The organism is Arthrobacter sp. 8AJ (assembly GCF_902506025.1).
GTDB lineage: Bacteria > Actinomycetota > Actinomycetes > Actinomycetales > Micrococcaceae > Arthrobacter.
Genome location: NZ_LR733289.1, coordinates 2,498,833 through 2,518,083, shown reverse-complemented (window position 1 = coordinate 2,518,083; position 19,251 = coordinate 2,498,833). Strand labels below are relative to the sequence as shown.

The 19,251-nt window shown below is 66.5% G+C and carries 16 protein-coding genes and 1 pseudogene; 15 read left to right on the top strand and 2 right to left on the bottom strand.

The features are described from left to right. Positions 1–194, bottom strand: a pseudogene (locus BACI349Y_RS20275) (polyprenyl synthetase family protein); the annotation flags it as partial. Further along, positions 191–715 (bottom strand): hypothetical protein, encoded by a 525-nt coding sequence (locus BACI349Y_RS11730; protein ID WP_159632250.1) that lies wholly within the window; start codon positions 713–715, stop codon positions 191–193. The gene BACI349Y_RS11730 and the pseudogene BACI349Y_RS20275, both read right to left, overlap by 4 nt. A 126-nt stretch (positions 716–841) precedes the next feature. Here BACI349Y_RS11730 and dinB point away from each other — a divergent pair, with 126 nt between their 5' ends. The 15 genes from dinB (at position 842) to ftsZ (ending at position 19,243) form a co-directional block, all read left to right on the top strand. Beyond that, positions 842–2,074, top strand: coding sequence for a DNA polymerase IV (gene dinB, locus BACI349Y_RS11725; RefSeq protein ID WP_159635567.1), 1,233 nt, complete (start codon positions 842–844; stop codon positions 2,072–2,074). Between the two features lie 252 nt (positions 2,075–2,326). Continuing rightward, a complete protein-coding gene (locus BACI349Y_RS11720; protein ID WP_159632249.1) occupies positions 2,327–2,698 on the top strand; it encodes a DUF3040 domain-containing protein in 372 nt (123 codons plus the stop codon). Positions 2,699–3,063: 365 nt separating this feature from the next. Further along, on the top strand, positions 3,064–3,492 hold the full coding sequence (mraZ, locus tag BACI349Y_RS11715; RefSeq protein ID WP_018763545.1) for a division/cell wall cluster transcriptional repressor MraZ: 429 nt from the start codon (positions 3,064–3,066) through the stop codon (positions 3,490–3,492). A gap of 166 nt (positions 3,493–3,658) precedes the next feature. After that, positions 3,659–4,651, top strand: coding sequence for a 16S rRNA (cytosine(1402)-N(4))-methyltransferase RsmH (gene rsmH / locus BACI349Y_RS11710; RefSeq protein ID WP_159632248.1), 993 nt, complete (start codon positions 3,659–3,661; stop codon positions 4,649–4,651). Further along, positions 4,648–5,355, top strand: coding sequence for a hypothetical protein (locus tag BACI349Y_RS11705; RefSeq protein ID WP_159632247.1), 708 nt, complete (start codon positions 4,648–4,650; stop codon positions 5,353–5,355). Before rsmH ends, BACI349Y_RS11705 begins: the two co-directional genes overlap by 4 nt. Positions 5,356–5,403: 48 nt before the next feature. Beyond that, positions 5,404–7,206 carry a peptidoglycan D,D-transpeptidase FtsI family protein gene (locus BACI349Y_RS11700; protein WP_159632246.1) on the top strand — a complete coding sequence of 601 codons (1,803 nt, stop codon included), beginning with the start codon at positions 5,404–5,406 and terminating at the stop codon, positions 7,204–7,206. A 96-nt stretch (positions 7,207–7,302) separates the two neighbouring features. Beyond that, positions 7,303–8,934, top strand: a complete 1,632-nt coding sequence (locus BACI349Y_RS11695) for a UDP-N-acetylmuramoyl-L-alanyl-D-glutamate--2,6-diaminopimelate ligase (RefSeq protein ID WP_159632245.1) — start codon at positions 7,303–7,305, stop codon at positions 8,932–8,934. Positions 8,935–8,940: 6 nt separating this feature from the next. Then, on the top strand, positions 8,941–10,404 hold the full coding sequence (locus tag BACI349Y_RS11690) for a UDP-N-acetylmuramoyl-tripeptide--D-alanyl-D-alanine ligase (RefSeq protein WP_159632244.1): 1,464 nt from the start codon (positions 8,941–8,943) through the stop codon (positions 10,402–10,404). Beyond that, entirely contained in the window at positions 10,401–11,510 is a 1,110-nt protein-coding gene (mraY, locus tag BACI349Y_RS11685; protein ID WP_159632243.1) for a phospho-N-acetylmuramoyl-pentapeptide-transferase, read from the top strand. Before BACI349Y_RS11690 ends, mraY begins: the two co-directional genes overlap by 4 nt. Continuing rightward, positions 11,492–13,069, top strand: coding sequence for a UDP-N-acetylmuramoyl-L-alanine--D-glutamate ligase (gene murD, locus BACI349Y_RS11680; protein WP_201302430.1), 1,578 nt, complete (start codon positions 11,492–11,494; stop codon positions 13,067–13,069). Before mraY ends, murD begins: the two co-directional genes overlap by 19 nt. A gap of 2 nt (positions 13,070–13,071) precedes the next feature. Next, positions 13,072–14,406 carry a putative lipid II flippase FtsW gene (gene ftsW, locus BACI349Y_RS11675; RefSeq protein ID WP_159632241.1) on the top strand — a complete coding sequence of 445 codons (1,335 nt, stop codon included), beginning with the start codon at positions 13,072–13,074 and terminating at the stop codon, positions 14,404–14,406. A gap of 6 nt (positions 14,407–14,412) precedes the next feature. After that, the gene (murG, locus tag BACI349Y_RS11670) at positions 14,413–15,513 is read left to right on the top strand and encodes an undecaprenyldiphospho-muramoylpentapeptide beta-N-acetylglucosaminyltransferase (protein ID WP_159632240.1); all 1,101 of its coding nucleotides are present in this window, start codon (positions 14,413–14,415) and stop codon (positions 15,511–15,513) included. After that, positions 15,510–16,886, top strand: a complete 1,377-nt coding sequence (murC, locus tag BACI349Y_RS11665; RefSeq protein WP_159632239.1) for a UDP-N-acetylmuramate--L-alanine ligase — start codon at positions 15,510–15,512, stop codon at positions 16,884–16,886. The genes murG and murC overlap by 4 nt, the downstream gene beginning before the upstream one ends. Next, positions 16,879–17,805: a cell division protein FtsQ/DivIB gene (locus tag BACI349Y_RS11660; RefSeq protein WP_442858411.1), complete on the top strand. Its 927-nt coding sequence runs from the start codon at positions 16,879–16,881 to the stop codon at positions 17,803–17,805. The genes murC and BACI349Y_RS11660 overlap by 8 nt, the downstream gene beginning before the upstream one ends. Positions 17,806–17,989: 184 nt before the next feature. Beyond that, positions 17,990–19,243, top strand: coding sequence for a cell division protein FtsZ (gene ftsZ, locus BACI349Y_RS11655; RefSeq protein WP_159632237.1), 1,254 nt, complete (start codon positions 17,990–17,992; stop codon positions 19,241–19,243). Positions 19,244–19,251 lie beyond the last annotated feature (8 nt).

Here is a 19,251-nt window from a genome sequence, read left to right as displayed (position 1 = left end):
CCCCAGTAGCACATCAGCGCCCGGAGGCGCTTGCCGCCGGTGACCAAATTGGAGATCGAGCCCATGATGGGTTCGATGTCGGGGGAAATGCCGGACATGACCGACTGCCGTGCCGTCAGGAAGCCTGTGAGCTCCCCGGCCACCCCTGCTACAAAGTCGGCCTGTTCATTCCTTAACTGCTCCGCGGCGGTCACTTTACCGACTCAGCAGCCACGTTGGCACCAATGGTGAAGGTGGAGACGCCGGCAGCTTCCACGACGGAGAGATTAACAGTCTCGTTGTCACCGCGGACGAAATCCTTGGATGCCACCCCGCCGACGTTGTCGCCCGGAACGGCCTTGAAACCCTGGCCCTCCAGAACCTTGCTGTAGAAATCGATGACAGAGGCGGTGGGCGCTTTGACGGTTCCCACGAGTGCCGCCGTGGACGGGGAAGACGCCTTGTCAAAGCTGCTGGACACCACCGTTGCACCGGTCATCAGCGGGAGGAGCTGCTGCGGAAAGCCTTCCACCACGGCGCCAACGGTTGCCGAGGTATTGGGCGACGCCGAGGGGCTCGGCGAGGCTGTCAGGGAGGACTGAGTGGCGGCGACGGAAGCGGATTGGGCAGGCTCGGCTTGTCCGGACGGGGCCTGGCTGCAGGCAGCCAAGACCAGCGCTCCGGCGGCGGCAAGCGCGGCGAGGCCAGCCGGCTTGAAGTATCCAATAGCCGTCACGACGACTTTCCTCCTGGTGTTGTGGGGGCGGAACCAGCCTCCAGTTTAGCCAGCCTGCGGTGCTCTCCCGACAAACAAGGGCAGCCCGCACGAACCGATAGGATGGCAGCCGTGGGGCCCGCAGGTATGAACCAGGCATCCGCCGCGCGCCCTCCGGCCCGGCGGCGCACGTGCATCATGCACGTAGACATGGACGCTTTCTTTGTCTCCGTGGAGCTGCGCACGCGCCCCGAACTTCGCGGCAAGCCCGTCATCGTCGGCTTCCCGGGGGAGCGCTCCGTGGTTCTCTCCGGGTCCTACGAAGCCCGGGCCTTTGGCGTCAAATCCGCGATGCCCATGGCCGTGGCCATGCGGATGTGTCCGCAGGCAGTAGTGATCGAACCCCGGCACAAGCTCTACTACGAGGTGTCCGGGCAGCTGATGGCCATCTTTGAATCCATCACGGGACTCGTGGAGCCGCTCAGCGTCGATGAAGCCTTCCTGGACGTTACAGGAGCCCTGCGGCGGCTGGGGCCGCCCAGGGGAATTGGCGAGCTGATCCGGCGCCGGGTCGCAGCGGAACTTGGCATCACCGCCTCGGTCGGGATTGCCGAGACCAAATTCGTTGCCAAGATCGCGTCCACCCGGTGCAAGCCCGACGGCCTGCTGCTCATCGGACCGGACCAGACCGTGCCCTACCTGCACAGTTTGCCCGTGGGTGCGCTCTGGGGTGTCGGTGCCAAGACCAAAGAGGTCCTGGCAAAGATGGGGATCAGCACCGTGGCGGACGTCGCCGCAACCCCGGTGTCGTCGCTGAAGAAGGTCCTGGGCGCTACGGGGGAGCACGTTCACCAGCTTGCCTGGGGCATCGATCCCCGTCCCGTCACGCCGGTGCGGCTGGAAAAGAGCATCGGAGCGGAAGAGACCTTTGCCACGGATACCGACGACGACGCCCTCCTTCGCCGGGAACTGCTGCGGCTTTCGCACCGGACCGCGGGCCGTCTGCGGAGTTCCGGGATGGTTGCCCGGACCGTGGCACTGAAGCTGCGGTTCGCCGACTTTTCCACGATCACCAGGAGCAGGACCGTCCAGACACCAGTGGACAGCGCCCAATTGATCTACGCGGTGGCACTCCAGCTCCTGGAGTCAGTCGGGACCAGGGCCATGGCCGTCCGGTTGGTGGGGGTCAGGGCCGAGCAGCTCGAGGAAACGGCCCGGACCTCGCTCCAGCTGAGCATTGACCGCAGGGATGACAACTGGCGCGCGGCCGAGCAGGCACTGGACGAGGTGGCGCGCAAATTCGGCAACAAATCGGTCCTTCCGGCCCGCCTGATGGAGCCGGAAAACCGGCCGGGGGACAGCACGCAACGGCCCGCCTGACGGGGTCCGCCGAAGTCATTGCCGTCTTTCAGATCAGCCCTCAACAATCTATCCTTAGAGGTACATAGTTTCGAGTGAATGGACTTACTGCCGGACCCTCTTGGACATGCTTCCGCTCCCGCGACTGTATGCTGGGTTCCCGTTTTGGCAATGGCTGGCCAAGCGGGAACTTTCCAGCAACAGCAGGCGTTCATCGGAGTAGAAGTTATGGCTGGGATCAGCCCGGACGTTGGCCTACAAAAGGAGGTCGTGATGCCGCTGTCGGAGCACGAACAGAAGCTGCTTGAGCAGCTTGAAAAGCAGCTTCACGAGGACGACCCGAAATTTGCGAACTCCATGGGTTCGGACCCGGGGCGTTCATGGTCAACCAGGCATGTGGTCATTGGGGTTCTCGGCGCGTTGGCCGGCGTCTTCCTGCTTCTGGTCGGGGTCACCCTCCAGAACATCTTTGTGGGAGTGCTGGGCTTCGTGGTCATGGGCGGGGGCGTTTACTTCGCCACCATGCGCAGTTCCCGTGGCAAAGCCGGGTCCAAGGCCGGCGGGGGAAAGCCCGGCAAACAAAGGAGTTCGTTTATGAGCAGCCTTGAAGAGCGGTGGGACGAGCGCCGCAGGGGTGAACCCTAGGCACTACGGAAGCCCGGCCGCTATCCGGCTCCAGGCTCCTCCATTTCGCTCCCCCCGCAACAGGGGGCCGCAGGAAAAGACCCGCTCCGGCGGGTCTTTTCCTATTTAAATCGGCAATTCCCCGCAAATTCCGGGGCTCCCGCCGGCTGGCCGAATTCAACCGGCGCCGCGGAGGCCGAAATTTCCTCCACTTCCCACCACCGCATCCAATCCGCGGCATTTCAAGGGACTATTCCCATATTTGGGGGCCGCAACGGCACGTTTTGCGTTGACTGTGGTGGAAAGTGGAGTAATGTGGAGGACATAAGAGGGTGGTTGCAACATAGGGGATGTGCAGTTCCTGACGGCGGACAGGCGGTGGGCCAGTGTTTCTGGGCACTCACTCGCCGCGTCTGGATGAAAAGGGACGGATCATTCTCCCCGCTAAGTTCCGCGAGGAGCTTGCCAGCGGCTTGGTGCTTACAAGGGGCCAGGAGCGTTGCATCTACGTCTTCAGCGAGAAGGAATTTGCGCGGGTCCACGAGCAGATGCGGGAGGCTCCAATCTCCTCCAAGCAGGCACGTGACTACATCCGCGTCTTTCTTTCTGGAGCCTCTGACGAGGTACCTGACAAGCAGGGGCGCGTGACCATTCCACCGGCGCTCCGGGAGTATGCAGGACTCGGAAGGGAACTTGCCGTCATCGGCGCCGGTACCCGCGCCGAGATCTGGGACGCCCAGGCTTGGAATGAATACCTCGCGGAGAAGGAGACGGCCTTTTCCGAAACTGACGATCCCATTCCGGGCATTCTCTGAATTCCGGAACGGGCGGCAGAGGTTTCTTGGATGAGATCTCCAGCCGGCCCATCGGCTGCCAACCTGGCTCACCTTCCCCGGAGCCAGGCGGGCGGAACGGTAGGCGCGGATGGGGATCTGATCCCAGAAGCATCCAGGGGACAACGACGGCGGGAAAGGACCAGGCATGACCGATCAACCCAAGCCCACGTCCGAACGCCATGTACCGGTCCTTCGCGACCGGTGCATCAACTTGTTGGCACCGGGATTCGAAGCGGCACGGCTGCGCGGCGAGACCCCCGTTGCCGTCGACACCACCCTGGGCATGGGCGGGCACTCGGAGGCCATGCTGCAGAGGTTTCCCGACCTCCACCTCATCGGCATCGACCGGGACGAGGAAGCGCTGGCCCTCGCGGGGGAACGGCTTGCTCCGTTCGCCGCCCGGACTGACCTGGTGCACGCCGTGTATGACGAGATCCAGGATGTCCTGGCAGACCTCGGCGTGGCCGAAGCCCACGGAATCCTCATGGACCTGGGTGTCTCGTCCCTGCAGCTGGACGAGCGTGAGCGCGGCTTCGCCTACTCTTTCGACGCGCCGCTGGACATGCGCATGGATACCAGCCGGGGCCAAACCGCCGCGGACGTGGTCAATACGTACAGCGAAGAGGACTTGGTCCGGATCATCCGCAAGTGGGGCGAGGAAAAGTTTGCCGGGCGGATCGCCAACAGGATCGTCTCAGCGCGTGCGGCCAAGCCCTTCACTACCACCGGCGAACTGGTGGAACAGATCCGTTCCGTGGTTCCGGCGTCCGCTGCGAAGTCCGGTGGACATCCCGCCAAAAGGACCTTCCAGGCTTTGCGGATCGAGGTCAACGAAGAGCTCGACGTCCTGGAACGGGCAGTTCCTGCCGCCGTCGATTCACTGGCCCTCGGCGGCCGCATCGTGGTCATGTCCTACCACTCACTGGAGGACAAGATCGTCAAAGGTGTTTTCCAGTCCCGCTCCAAGTCTTCGGCCCCCCTTGGTTTCCCGGTGGAGCTGGAAGAACACAAGCCCGAACTCAAGACCCTGACCAAAGGCACTGAGGTGCCCACCGCCGTCGAAATCGCCGAAAACCCGCGCGCCGCCTCCGCCAGGCTCCGCGCGGCAGAACGAATCAGAGCCAGGAGAGCTGCATGAGCACCGCCGCCGTCAAGAACTTTCCCGTTGTTTCCGGCAGCTCGGCGCCCGATACGAGGCAGGCAGGCAAACCCGGCGGGGGACAAAAAGCGCGCACACCGCTCTCCGTGGTCCGCTCGGCCCCGCGGAAACGGCGTGCCCCTTTCGTCGTGCTGTGCTTTGCCATGCTCGCAGTGGCGCTGGTTGCGGTGCTGGTCCTGAACATCTCGGTGTCCACCGCGCAGTACCAGCTGGTGGAGCTGCGTGCCAAGCAGAGCTCGCTGACCAAGGCAAACCAGGATCTCACCCAGCAGGTGCAGAGCTACGAGGCCCCGCAGAACCTCGCGGCCAAGGCCACGGAGCTGGGAATGGTGGCGTCGACCGTGAAGGGCCAGATCGACCTGTCGACGCTGTCAGTCACAGGAAAGGCCACCCCCGCGGTCAAGGGCGCGGCAACAGGAGCAGTCATCCCGTCGCCCGCCGTGGCAGGGCAGCTGATCGTGCCGCCGGCGAAGAGCGCGGACGCCAAGGGGGCAGCCGGTGACAAGGCCGCCGCGCCGGCCGCCGGCGCCGCTGCTGCCGCGGCTCCCTCCGCGGATGCCGCCCAGGCAGCTGCGGCCCAGGCGGCTGCAGCAGCACAGGCCGCAGCAGCTGCGGCGAAGCCGGCCCCCGAACTTCACGGCGGCTCCGTTCCGGCGCCGCAGCAGAAGGTCCCCGGCCAGTAGGCCGGCAGGCAGGTAAGGCAGCAGCGTCGAGCAGCAAGGAAATACACGGTGGCGAAGACGACCGGCACGGCAGGAAAAAGCAAGGTACCCAACGCCACGAAGCGCTTGCGGCTGGGGCTGGGCATCATGCTCACACTCCTGCTGGTGGTGGGCGGAAAGCTGTTCCTGGTCCAGGGGCTCGACGTCGGCGGCATGGCCGAAGCAGCCCTGAACAGCCGGATGACGTCCGCCATCCTGCCGGCCGAGCGGGGCAGCATCCTGGACTCGCGCGGCACCGTCCTGGCCAACAGCGTGATCCGCTACAACATCGTGGTTGACCAGCGCGTCAACACGAAAACCGACTCCTACAAGCGGCTGGAACAAACCGACGGCCACGAAAAGCTGGTGGATGTCAGCCGCGACCAGGCAATCTCCGAACTCGCCTCGGCCCTGGGCATGGACACCAATGCGGTCAGGGACGCCGTCACCGGGCAGCAGCCGTATTACATCGTGGCCAAGGACGTGAAGCCCGACGTTGAGGACCGTATCTCCAAGCTGCGGGTCCCGGGCATTGTGGCCGAAGGCGTGAGCAAGCGCGTCTACCCTAACGGTGCGGTCGCTGGGGGAGTGGTGGGATTCCTCCAGGACGGGACCACCGGGCTGGCCGGCATTGAGCAGACACAGGACGACAAGCTGAAGGGAACGGACGGCAAGCGCCTGTTCGAGATCGGCGCGGACGGGCTCCGCATCCCCGTGGGCCTTGACGAGCTGACCCCGCCCCAGAACGGCAAGGACGTCAAACTCACCCTCAATTCGGACCTGCAGTACTTTGCCCAGCAGGCCATCCAGAGCCAGGCGGACAAACTGAGCGCCGAATGGGGCGTCATCATCGTCATGGACGCCAAGACCGGCAACCTGCTTGCCCTGGCGGACACCAACTCCCCGGATCCCAACAACCCCGGGCTGGTGGCAGCGAAGGACCGCGGCGTCCGCTCCGTGACCGCAGCGTATGAGCCCGGCTCGGTGGAGAAGATGATGACCGCCGCGGCTGTCATCGATGAAGGCCTCGCCAAGCCACTGGACACGTTCACCATTCCGCCCACCTACACCGTGGACGGCCAGACGTTCAGCGATGCGTTTACGCACGGCACCGAGGAACGGACGCTGGCGGGAATCATCGGGTACTCCATGAACACCGGAACCGTGATGGCCGGCCAGCGGCTGAGCAAGGAACAGCGCTACGACTGGCTGAAGAAGTTCGGCATTGGCGAGGCGCCGGACATCGGACTTCCCGCAACGGCATCCGGCATCCTCTCGCCCCCGGACCAGTGGGACGGGCGCCAGCAGTACACCGTCCTGTTCGGGCAGGGCGTTTCGCAGTCCACCCTCCAGACGGTCCGTGCCTACCAGAGCATCGCGAACAACGGCGTGATGCTGCAGCCACGGCTGATCGACTCCTACATTTCCCCGGACGGGACTGAGGAGAAGGTACCGGCGCAGCCCTCCCGGCAGGTCGTTTCGGACAGCACGGCCCAGCAGGTCCAGGACATCCTGGAAAGCGCCGTCACCGAGGGCGAAATCAAGGACGCGGGCATCGACGGCTACCGCGTAGGAGCCAAGACGGGTACGTCCGAATCGCCCTGCGACGACGGCAAGTCCGGCTACTGCGGCTACACGGCCTCCATCGTGGGAATGGCGCCGATGGATGATCCGCGGTTTATTGTGGAGGTGGTGCTCCAGCGGCCGAAGGGCAGCATCTACGGCATCACCAACGGACCGGTGTTCCGCTCCGTTATGAGCCAGACGCTGCGGACCTACAACGTCCAGCCTTCAACCGGCGAGCCGGCCAGGATGCCCCAGTACGCCAAATAGCGGCTGTTCCAGGCCGGAAGTACCAGCAGCATACAGCGCATCACAGTGCCCGGGCCGAACCATGCCGGGCACGCACTAGCACCATCGGAGATTCCCTTGTCAGAGTTCACCACGCCCGGCAGCGATGCTGCCCGGGATGAAAGCGCAGGCCGCTTCCGGCCTGAAGCCGTCGCACCCGTCCCGCTGGCCGCCGTCGGGCAGGCCCTTGGCGTAGCCGTGCCCGCTCCTGCTGCTGACGTGGAAATCACAGGCATATCCCTCAACTCCCGCACCGTCGAGCCCGGCGACCTGTATGTGGCGTTGCCGGGCGCCAGCAGGCACGGCGCTGACTTTGCCAGGGACGCCATCGGCGCCGGGGCGGTGGCCGTCCTGACGGACGACGCCGGTGCGCGCCTGCTTGCCCTGTCCGCGGACACGCCGGTTCCCGTGCTCGTCGTCGCGAAACCCCGCAACGAGGTGGGGCCACTCTCTTCCATGATCTACCGCAGCCAGTCCGCGGACGGCCGCCCGCTGCAGCTTTTCGGCGTGACCGGCACCAACGGGAAGACCACCACCACCTACTTCGTCACCTCGCTGCTGCGTGCCCTGGGCCGGCAGACCGGGCTGATCGGGACAATCGAGATCCTGGCCGGCGGGCAGGCGATTCCCAGCCTTCTCACGACGCCGGAATCGACCGATGTCCACGGCCTCATCGCCCTCATGCACGAACGGGGGCTCGACGCCGCGGCCATGGAAGTGTCCTCGCATGCCATCTCCTACCAGCGGGTGGACGGACTTGTCTTCGACGTGGCCGGGTTCACCAACCTGACCCAGGACCACCTGGACCTGCACAACACCATGGAGGAGTACTTCGCCACCAAGGCAGAGCTTTTCACTCCAGGGCGTGCCCGGCAGGCAGTAGTAACGGTCGACGACGAATGGGGCCGGCGGCTGGCCGGCAGCGCCCAGGTGCCGGTCACCACCCTCAGCACCAGCGGCTCGGGCCCGGCGGACTGGACCGTTACCTCGGCCTCGCCGCGTGGCCTCGGGACCAGCTTCACCCTCGCGGGTCCGGACGGCGCCGTCCTGGACGTCCACACCGGACTGCCCGGCAGCTTCAACGTCGCGAACGCTGCCCTGGCCGTGCTCATGGTGCTGGCGTCCGGCGTCGGACTCTCCGACCTGCAGGCGGCCCTGGACCACGCCGACCCCTTCACCGTCGCCGTGCCCGGACGCATGCAGCTGATCTCCGACCGGCCTGCTGCCGTGGTGGACTTTGCGCACAACACCGACGCCCTGGCCAGGGCGCTGGAAGCCGTCAAATCCCCGGAACCGGACTCGCGCCTGATCGTCGTTTTCGGTGCCACGGGACAGCGGGACCAGGGCAAACGCCCCGCAATGGGTGCCATCGCTGCCCGGCTCGCAGACACCGTAATCATTACCGACGACGACCCGCACGACGAGGACGCGGCAGCGATCCGCGCCGACGTGCTGGCCGGGGCGCGTGATGCCGTGGAGACGGAGTCCCTGGGCGCCGAAGTGCTGGAGGTCTTCCCGCGGGAGGAAGCCATCCGGCATGCCGTGGCCCTGGCACGCCCCCAGGACAGCATTCTCGTCGCGGGACGCGGCCACGAGGTATGGCAGGAAGTGAAGGGCGTTAACCTCGCCCTGGACGACAGGGTTGAACTGCGCACCGCCTTGACAGCCAGGGGATTCAACGTTCTCCAAGACGACCGGATAGAGTCCTAGACCGAGATGATTGCATTTACTGCGGCGGAAATCGCCGAAATCACCAGCGGGCGCCTGGACGCCGATCCCGGAATTACGCCCCTCTCGGTGGTGACGGATTCACGCGAAGCCATCCAGGGTTCGCTTTACGTCGCGAAGCCGGGCGAGCACGCCGACGGCCACGATTTCATTGACGCAGCGTTCGCTGCCGGTGCGGTCCTGGCACTTGTCGAGCGCCCCGTACCCGGCCCCGACGGCACCGCCTACCCCTCCATCATGGTTCCCGACGCCGTCCTGGCGATGGGAGCCCTCGCCGCCGAAGCCGTCCGCCGCATCCGTGCCGCCCGTGCAGAAGCGGGAAGCCAGCTGACGGTTGTGGGCATCACCGGTTCAGCCGGCAAGACCACCACCAAGGACCTGCTGGCCGGAGTCCTGGCAACGCAGGGCAACACCGTGGCGCCCCAGGGCTCCTACAACGGCGAGGTGGGCGTCCCGCTCACGGTCTTCCGGGCGGGCACTGATACCCGCTACCTGGTCATTGAAATGGGGGCCACCGGCATTGGCCACATCCGCTACCTTGCGGAGATGGTCAAGCCGGACATCGGAGTTGTCCTGGCAGTGGGCACCGCACACGCCGGCGAGTTCGGGGGAGTCGGGAACATCGCGCTGGCCAAGGGCGAAATGGTTGAAGGCCTGACCGCCCAGGGAACGGCCATCATCAACCTCGACGACGAACGCGTCGCGGCCATGCGCAGCCGCACCGAGGCCACGGTCCTCGGATTTTCCGCGGAAGGCCGGCAGGACGCCCAGGTGCAGGCCCTGAATGCCGACACCAACGCCGGGGGCAGCCCCGAATTCGATCTCCAACTTCCCGACGGCGCCCCTCCCCGCCACGTGAGCAGCAGGCTCATCGGAGCCCACCACATGGGGAACCTGCTGGCAGCCGCCGCAGCGGCCTGGGCCGCAGGCGTGCCCGGAGACCACATCGCGGAGTCACTGAGCAACCAGGCAGCAGCCAGCCGCTGGCGCATGGAGCGTACCGAGCGGCACGACGGCGTCACCATCATCAACGATGCCTACAACGCCAACCCCGAATCAATGCGGGCAGCCCTTCGCACCCTGGCCGACCTTGGCCGGGGACGGCGCACCTGGGCCGTGCTGGGGGCCATGCTGGAACTCGGTGAGGACTCCATCCGCGAGCACACCGCCGTAGGCACCCAGGTTGTCCGCCTCAACATCTCGCGGCTGCTGGTAGTGGGCCGGGAAGCGAGGGCCCTCTACGTCTCCGCCGTGCAGGAGGGATCCTGGGGCGACGAATGCCTCTTCGCGGAGACGCTCGATGAGGCCTACGACGTCCTGGACGCAGAACTCGAGCCGGGCGACCTGGTGCTGTTCAAGTCCTCCAACAGCGTTGGACTCCGCCATTTGGGCGATCGGATAGCATTACCCCCAGCCCCCACCCCTGCCGACGAAAGGAGCACTCTGCTGTGATTGCTCTATTGATCGGCGCAGGCCTGGCCCTGCTCTTTGCCCTGGTGGGCACCCCGCTGTTCATCCGCCTGCTGGTGCACCGCGGCTACGGCCAGTTCATCCGTGACGACGGCCCCACCTCCCACCACACCAAGCGCGGGACGCCCACCATGGGCGGCACCGTCGTGGTGGCCGCAGTACTGCTGAGTTACGGACTCACCCACCTCATCATGCTGATGATGAACCCCGACTCACCCGGCCCCTCGGCCTCAGCACTCATCCTGCTGTTCCTCATGGTGGGTATGGGCCTGGTGGGTTTCCTGGACGACTTCATCAAGATCTCCCGGCAGCGGAGTTTGGGCCTGAACGCCAAAGCCAAGCTCATCCTCCAGGCGGCCGTCGGCATCGTCTTCGCCATCCTGGCATTGAACTTCCCCAACAGCGCCGGGCTGACGCCGGCGTCGACAAAGATTTCCCTGGTCCGCGACCTGCCCTGGCTCGACCTCGCCTTTGGCGGCACCGTCCTCGGCGCGATTCTGTTCGTCATCTGGTCCAACCTGATCGTCACCGCAGCCACGAACGGGGTGAACCTGACCGACGGATTGGACGGCCTTGCCGCCGGTGCCTCCATCATGGTCTTCGGCGCCTACACCCTTATGGGCATCTGGCAGAGCAACCAGGCCTGCGGTTCCCCCCGGGAGGCCGGCAGCGGCTGCTACCTCGTCAGGGACCCGCTGGACCTCGCCCTTCTGGCGGCCATCCTCAGCGCCGCCCTGGTGGGGTTCCTCTGGTGGAACACCTCCCCGGCGAAGATCTTCATGGGCGACACGGGGTCGCTGGCCATCGGCGGCGCCGTAGCCGGATTCGCCATCCTGTCCCGCACCGAACTGCTGCTGGGCATCGTGGGTGGCCTCTTTGTGCTGATCACGCTGTCCGTCATCATCCAGGTGGGCTACTTCAAGGCAACCGGCGGTAAACGTGTGTTCAAGATGGCGCCGCTGCAGCACCACTTTGAGTTGAAGGGCTGGGCCGAAGTGACCGTCGTCGTCCGGTTCTGGATCCTTGGCGGACTCTTCGTCGCCGTTGGCCTGGGCATCTTCTACGCTGAATGGGTTGTACTGCTGTGACCGTTTCCCCCCGCCTGGCAAACCTTGTCTCCTGGGACTCCGACTGGGCCGGCCTGCGCGTCGCCGTGACGGGCATCGGCGTCTCCGGCTTCGCGGCCGCGGACACCCTGATCGAGCTCGGCGCCCGCGTCGTGGTGGTGGACGCCGCCACCAGCGACACCGCACGTGCACACGCCGACACCCTGAAAATCGTCGGCGCCGCCGATGTCCTGCTGGGCCCTGACGCGGTGACCCACCTCCCACGGATCGACGGCGAACTGCCGGAACTGATCGTGACCTCGCCCGGGTGGCGCCCAGACCAGGCCCTCCTGGCGGCCGCGGCACGGAAGCACATCCCGGTGTGGGGCGACGTCGAACTTGCCTGGCGCGTGCGGATCAGGGAAGGCCGGAAGACGGCCGACTGGCTGGCCATCACCGGCACCAACGGCAAGACCACCACGGTGGGACTCACGGAATCGATGCTGCGGGCCGCAGGACTCAAAGCCATCGCTGTGGGCAACGTGGGCACCCCCATCCTTGATGCCCTTCGGGATCCCGTGGAGTACGACGTCTTCGCGGTGGAACTTTCCAGCTTCCAGCTGCACTGGGCGGAATCGGTGTCGCCTGTTGCCAGCGTTTGCCTCAACGTGGCCGAAGACCACGTTGACTGGCACGGCTCCTATGATTCCTACCTGGCCGACAAGGCGAAGGTCTACGAGCGGACCCAAAAAGCCTGCATCTACAACGCCGAGCAGGTGGAAACCGAACGCATGGTGGAAAACGCCGACGTGGTGGAGGGCTGCCGTGCCGTTGGCTTCACCACGCTGACGCCGGCCATCAGCATGCTCGGAGTGGTGGAAGGGCTGCTCGTGGACCGGGCGTTCATCGAAGAACGCAAGGACAGCGCAGCCGAACTCGCCTCCATGGCCGACCTTGGACCGCTGGCCCCGCGCCACATGGTGGCCAACGCCCTTGCCGCGGCCGGCCTGGTGCGCGCGTACGGCGTGGAGCCTAAGGCTGTGCGCCAGGGCATCCTGGACTACGTGCCCGGCGACCACCGCATCCAGCCTGTGGCCCGCCTGAACGGTGTCCTGTGGGTCAACGACTCCAAAGCCACCAACCCCCATGCCGCGTCGGCATCACTGTCAGCTTTCAGCAACGTGGTCTGGATTGCCGGCGGCCTCTCAAAAGGCGTGAGCTATGACGACCTGGTGCGGGATCACGCAGCGCGGCTCAAGGCCGTGGTCCTGATCGGAACAGACACGTCGCACCTCCGCGAAGCCCTCCAGCGACACGCGCCGGATGTCCCGGTGATCGAACCGGGGGCAGGTGACACTGAAGGAGTGGAGACTGCTTCGGCGCCCGGCGGCACCACTGCCGGTACCCCCGGCAATGGAGAACAGGTGATGTCCGGGGCCGTTGCGTCTGCGGCCCGGCTCGCCGAATCCGGCGATACCGTGCTCATGGCTCCGGCAGCTGCTTCCATGGATCAGTTCTCTTCCTACGCTCACCGTGGTGGTACTTTCATCGACGCTGTCCGCGAGCTGGTGGAAGGGCAGGCCCAGACCGGCGAGGAGTAACAATGGTCAGCACGCCCACCCGGCAGCAGGGTGTTAAGCCGAAGGGCGGCAAACCCCGCCCCGGCTCAACCGCCATCCGGCAGCCCGCCGCGGCCGGCGCAAAACTGCGCACCTTGTACCGCCGGTTCTGGTCCGCGCTTGAGGGCACGGGCAAGTCCCGGAACGGCTCCACCTACTACCTCATCCTTGGTGCCACCCTGGCCCTGACCGCCATTGGCATCATGATGGTCCTCTCCGCCTCGAGCGTTGAATCAATCGCCGCCGGCAAGTCCCCTTATGGCGATGCCCTCAAGCAGGGAGTCTTCGCCGCGATCGGCATCTTCACCATGTTCGTGCTCTCACGCATCAACGTTGTCTGGCTGAAGCGCCTCGCCTGGCCCGCCGTGGGGGCAGCCGTCCTGCTCCTGGGCCTGGTCCAGGTGGTGGGCACCGAGATCAACGGCAACCGGAACTGGATCGACCTTGGCGGCATCACCTTCCAGCCCTCCGAGGCGGCCAAACTGGCCCTTGCCCTCTGGCTGGCCACGGTGCTGGCCCGAAAGGGCAAGCTGCTGGGCAAATGGCAGCACGTGCTGGTACCCGCCATACCCATGGCAGCCATCGTCATCGTCCTGATCCTGGTGGGCAACGACCTGGGGACTGCCATGATCATCATGATGATCATGGCAGCGGCCCTGTTCTTCGCCGGCGTTCCGCTCTACCTGTTCGGCATCGCAGGCATCATCGCCGCCGCCGGCACCGCAGTCATGGCCGTCACCTCTTCAAACCGCATGTGCCGCATCACCTCCTGGTGGACCGGCCAGTCCTGCGCGGACGGGATTGACGCCAACTACCAGGCCACCAACGGCATGTACGGCCTGGCATCCGGAGGCTGGCTGGGCGTAGGCCTCGGGCAGAGCCGGCAAAAGTACAGCTGGATTCCCGAAGCCCACAACGACTTCATCTTCGCCATCATCGGCGAGGAACTCGGCCTGGTGGGCACCGTCGTCGTCCTGATCCTCTTCGCCATCCTCGGCGCTGCCATTTACCGCGTGGTCGTGGCACAGGAGGACATGTTCCACCGGGTCCTTGCCGGCACCATCATGGTCTGGCTGCTGGGCCAGGCCACCGTGAACATGTCCGTGGTCACCGGCCTCATGCCCGTCATCGGTGTTCCGCTGCCGTTCATCTCCTACGGCGGTTCGGCCCTGCTGATGTCGCTGTGTGCGGTGGGGGTGGTCCTCTCCCTGGCCCGGGAGCAGATGGCGCCTGCCATGCGACCCAAGCGGATGCTGAAGTTCAAGCTCCGGCCGGGGCGGGACAAGAACCAACCAAAGAATTCCAGAAAGCGTGCCTAACCCCAGATGACTCCGACACAACCTTCCATCGTCCTGGCCGGTGGCGGAACAGCCGGCCATATCAGCCCGTTGCTTGCCATCGCGGCGGCCCTGCGCAGCGAAGCCCCCGATGCTTCAATCCTGGCGGTCGGAACGCCGTCGGGAATGGAGACCCGGCTGGTTCCCGCAGCCGGCGTCCAGCTGGCCACGATCGACCGGGTGCCGTTTCCCCGCAGGCCATCCGCTGACCTGCTCCGCCTGCCGGCCCGGCTCGCCGGTGCCGTCCGGCAGGCCGGCGCCATTCTGGACCGGGCGCACGCCGACGTGCTGGTGGGCGTCGGCGGATACGTCTGCACACCCATGTACCTGGCCGCGCGGAAGCGCGGCATACCCCTGGTGATCCATGAGGCGAACGCCCGGCCGGGACTGGCCAACCGGGTGGGGGCCTTCCTCAAGGGCCGGGTGGCGGTGGCTTTCGAGGGCACTCCGCTCCGCGACGCGGTGCACGTGGGCATGCCCATGCGCAAGGAGATTTCCGGCCTGGACCGGAAGACTGCCCGCACCGCCGCACGCGAGGCCCTTGGGCTGGATCCCCACCAGCCCACCCTGATCGTCACCGGCGGGTCCTCCGGCGCGCAGAGCATCAACCGGACCATCGCTGCCTCCGTGGCCCTCCTTGCGGAGGCCGGTATCCAGACCCTCCACGTCACCGGCCGCGGAAAAACCGTCCTGGACCCGGCCGGGCAGCCCCTTGCCGCTGAGGGTTACCGGCAGGTGGAGTACATCGACGGCATGGAACGTGCCTACGCCGCGGCCGACCTTCTGCTGGCCCGGTCCGGGGCTGCCACGGTCTGTGAGGTCGCTGCCGTCGGCGTACCGGCAGTCCTGGTGCCCCTGCCCATCGGCAACGGGGAGCAGGCACTGAACGCAGCGGGCCTGGTTTCCGCAGGAGGCGCAGTACTCGTTGCCGACCGTGACTTCACTCCGGAATGGGTTGCGCGCGAGCTGGTTCCGCTGATCACCGATAAAGCACGGCTTGCCGCCATGGAAGCGAAGTCCTACCGGCTCGGCATCCGAAACGCCGACCAGCGCATGGCTGGTCTTGTCCTGGAAGCGGTATCTGCATGAACGCCCATAACACCCCCGGCCTGGAATCCCTTGGCAAGGTGCACTTCATCGGCATTGGGGGAGTAGGAATGTCTGCCGTGGCCCGCATCATGGTGGCGCGCGGCGTCCCGGTCAGCGGCTCCGACGCCAAGGACCTGCCCGTCATGGCGGACCTCGCCGCGGCCGGTGCACGCGTCGCCGTCGGCTACGCTGCAGGCAACCTGGCGGACGCGCAGACCGTGGTGGCCGGATCGGCAATCCGTGAAGACAACCCCGAACTGGCGGCAGCCCGCACGGCGGGCCTGCCCGTGCTGCACCGGTCCCAGGCGCTGGCCGCCACCATGGGTGATGACACCGTGGTTACGGTGGCCGGAACGCACGGCAAGTCGACCACCACGTCCATGGTCACCGTGCTGCTGCAGGCGGCGGGCCTGGACCCGTCGTTCGCGGTCGGCGCCAACATCCCCGCGCTGGGCGTCAACGCCGCGCACGGCACGTCCGGCATCTTCGTGGCCGAGGCGGACGAATCCGACGGATCCTTCCTGAACTACCGGCCCCGCATCGCCGTCGTCACCAACGTGGAGCCCGACCACCTTGACTACTACGGCACGGCCGAAGCCGTATACGAGTCCTTCGACCGCTTTACGGCGCTGCTGCCCGCGGACGGCCTCCTGGTGGCCTGCGCGGACGACGCCGGGGCGCTGGCCCTGGCCGAGCGCACCAGGGCCAGGGGCAACACCCGGGTGCTCCTGTACGGCACCAGCGAGGCCGCGGACGTCCGGCTGCACGACGACGGGCCGGGCCAGGTCGCGGTATCGGCACACGGCGCCCGGTACGGGCTGTTACTGCAGGTACCCGGCCGCCACAACGCGCTGAACGCGGCCGCCGCCTTCGCCGTCGCCCTTGAACTCGGCGTGGACCCTGCGGCTGCCGCCGCCGGCCTCGCCCACTTCGCCGGCGCCTCGCGGCGCTTCGAACTGAAGGGATCGGTACGGGGCGTCCGGGTCTTCGACGACTACGCCCACCACCCCACGGAAGTCCGTGCCGCCCTCACCGCCGCGCGTTCGGTGGCAGGCGGCCACAAGGTCCACGTCCTGTTCCAGCCGCACCTGTTTTCCCGCACCCGGGAGTTCGCGGCGCAGTTCGCAGACGCCCTCAACCTTGCCGATACCGCCCTGGTCCTGGACATCTACCCCGCCAGGGAGGATCCCATTCCGGGCGTCACCAGCCAGCTCATAGCCGACCACCTCACAGCGGGCGGGCGGCTGGCAGAGGGAGCCGACGCCGTCGAAACCCTGGCCAAGGCCGCCGCGGACGGGGACGTCGTCCTGACCGTCGGTGCCGGTGATGTCACGTCCTACGGCCCACGGATTGTGGAGGCGCTGCGTGCCTAGCTCCCGCCGTCCCACCTACGCCCCGCCCCGGCGGAATGGCCGCCCCGACGCAGCGCCTGCGGACAGTGCGGAGAAAGAGCCCCGATCGTCCGGGACGCCGGGCGCCTCCACAGGTGGCGATGTGATCACGGCATCCCGCAGCATCCCGGACCAGGCGCCGGCGCACAAGCCGGCGAAGGCGGAGAAACCCTCCGGGGCAACGGTGCTGGCCTTCCCCGAGCCCAAAGGCCGGCGCCGCAGGAAGAAAGTCCTGGCAGCTGCCGGAACAGTGGTTGCGCTGGTGGTGGGACTGCTGGCAGCCGCCATCTATTCGCCGGTGCTGGCCCTGCAGACCATCTCGGTGACGGGCACGCACTTCGTCACCCCGGCCCAGGTGCAGACGGCGCTGGAGCCACTGCGCGGCAAGCCGCTGCCCCAGATCAGCGACGACGACGTCCGCGGGCTCCTCGGCTCTTTGGTCCAGGTCAAATCCGTGTCCGTCGAGGCCCGGCCGCCGTCCACCCTCGCCGTTGCCGTGCATGAGCGGGCGCCCGTGGCGCTGGTCAAGCAGGGGGAGCAGTACCAGCTGGTGGACGTCGACGGCGTCCAGCTGGCCACCACCGATGATCCGGCGACGGCATCGCTGCCGGTCATCGACGGCGGTGCCGGTGCGATCGGACAGGACCTGTTCCGCGCCACGGCCGCAGTGCTGGGTGCCCTGCCGGCCGACGTCCTGGCGAAGCTGTCCAACGCGTCCGCGCAGTCCGTGGATGCCGTGGAACTCAAGCTCGTTGACGGCCAGACAATCGTGTGGGGCAACGCCTCGGAGAAGGAGCTCAAGGCCAAGGTCCTGGCCGCCCTCCTCAAGGCTCCGGCGGACCCCAAGAACCCGGTCAGGGTCTACGATGTCAGTGTGCCCCGGCACCCCGTGACGCGCTGAGCGCTTTCTTTCCCGGTATTAATCCGACACGCGGACCCGGTTATTGAATGTCGGAACCAGAGGAAATACCGTCACAGACAAGAGTTACTTGACATAACTCTAACCTTCAACCGGAGGGTTAGGGTTGAGGGTTTCAAGCTCACCATCAGTTTTCGCAATAAGACACGAACAAGGGACACGTAACGTGGCAGCTCCGCAGAATTACTTGGCCGTCATCAAAGTCGTCGGCATCGGCGGCGGTGGCGTGAACGCAGTCAACCGCATGATCGAGGTCGGCCTCAGGGGTGTTGAATTCATCGCCATCAACACCGACGCCCAGGCCCTGCTCATGAGCGACGCCGACGTGAAGCTCGACGTCGGACGCGAGCTGACCCGTGGCCTCGGTGCAGGCGCCAACCCCGAGGTAGGCAAGCAGGCCGCCGAGGACCACGCGGACGAGATCGAGGAAGTCCTCCGTGGCGCCGACATGGTCTTCGTCACCGCCGGTGAGGGTGGCGGCACGGGCACCGGTGGCGCGCCCGTCGTCGCCCGGATCGCCCGTTCGCTCGGTGCCCTGACCATTGGCGTGGTCACCCGTCCCTTCACCTTCGAAGGCCGCCGCCGCGCCGGTTCGGCAGAGGCAGGCATCGACGCCCTGCGCGACGAGGTGGATACCCTCATCGTGATCCCCAACGACCGCCTGCTGTCCATCAGCGACCGCAACGTGTCCGTCCTTGACGCGTTCCGCTCCGCCGACCAGGTCCTGCTGTCCGGTGTCCAGGGCATCACCGACCTCATCACCACCCCCGGCCTGATCAACCTTGACTTCGCGGACGTCAAGTCCGTCATGCAGGGTGCCGGCTCGGCCCTCATGGGCATCGGTTCGGCCCGCGGTGAAGACCGCGCCGTGAAGGCGGCCGAACTGGCCATTGCCTCGCCGCTGCTGGAAGCATCCATCGACGGCGCCCACGGCGTGCTGCTGTCCATCCAGGGTGGTTCGGACCTGGGCCTGTTTGAAATCAACGAGGCTGCCCGCCTGGTCCAGGAAGTGGCCCACCCCGAGGCAAACATCATTTTCGGTGCCGTCATCGACGACGCCCTGGGCGACGAAGCACGCGTCACCGTGATTGCCGCGGGTTTTGACGACGTCAAGGCCACCTCGCCCTCCATGGACCAGTCCCAGCCGCAGGCCGCGCCCCAGCGGCCGGCCGCCCCTGCTGCTGCTCCGGCTTCGGCGCACCCGCAGAGCGGAAACCACCAGGGCAACGGGAACCACCAGCAGAACGTCCAGCCGATCCACGCAGGCGTCGGCGCTGCCGGACTCAGCAACTGGGGTCAGCAGCGCCCGCAGGCCGTTCCGGCGGACTCCGGCTTCGACGTCGACCTGCCGTCCGTGGTGGAGCCGGACATGACCGGCACCCACCCGGATGACCTGGATGTTCCCGACTTCCTGAAGTAGGCAGCGGC

Coding starts and splice junctions, on each gene's coding strand:
- dinB (WP_159635567.1), top strand. CDS start 842: ATGAACCAGGCATCCGCCGCGCGCCCTCCGGCCCGGCGGCGCACGTGC.
- BACI349Y_RS11720 (WP_159632249.1), top strand. CDS start 2,327: ATGCCGCTGTCGGAGCACGAACAGAAGCTGCTTGAGCAGCTTGAAAAG.
- rsmH (WP_159632248.1), top strand. CDS start 3,659: ATGACCGATCAACCCAAGCCCACGTCCGAACGCCATGTACCGGTCCTT.
- BACI349Y_RS11705 (WP_159632247.1), top strand. CDS start 4,648: ATGAGCACCGCCGCCGTCAAGAACTTTCCCGTTGTTTCCGGCAGCTCG.
- BACI349Y_RS11690 (WP_159632244.1), top strand. CDS start 8,941: ATGATTGCATTTACTGCGGCGGAAATCGCCGAAATCACCAGCGGGCGC.
- murD (WP_201302430.1), top strand. CDS start 11,492: ATGGGTTGTACTGCTGTGACCGTTTCCCCCCGCCTGGCAAACCTTGTC.
- ftsW (WP_159632241.1), top strand. CDS start 13,072: ATGGTCAGCACGCCCACCCGGCAGCAGGGTGTTAAGCCGAAGGGCGGC.
- murG (WP_159632240.1), top strand. CDS start 14,413: ATGACTCCGACACAACCTTCCATCGTCCTGGCCGGTGGCGGAACAGCC.
- murC (WP_159632239.1), top strand. CDS start 15,510: ATGAACGCCCATAACACCCCCGGCCTGGAATCCCTTGGCAAGGTGCAC.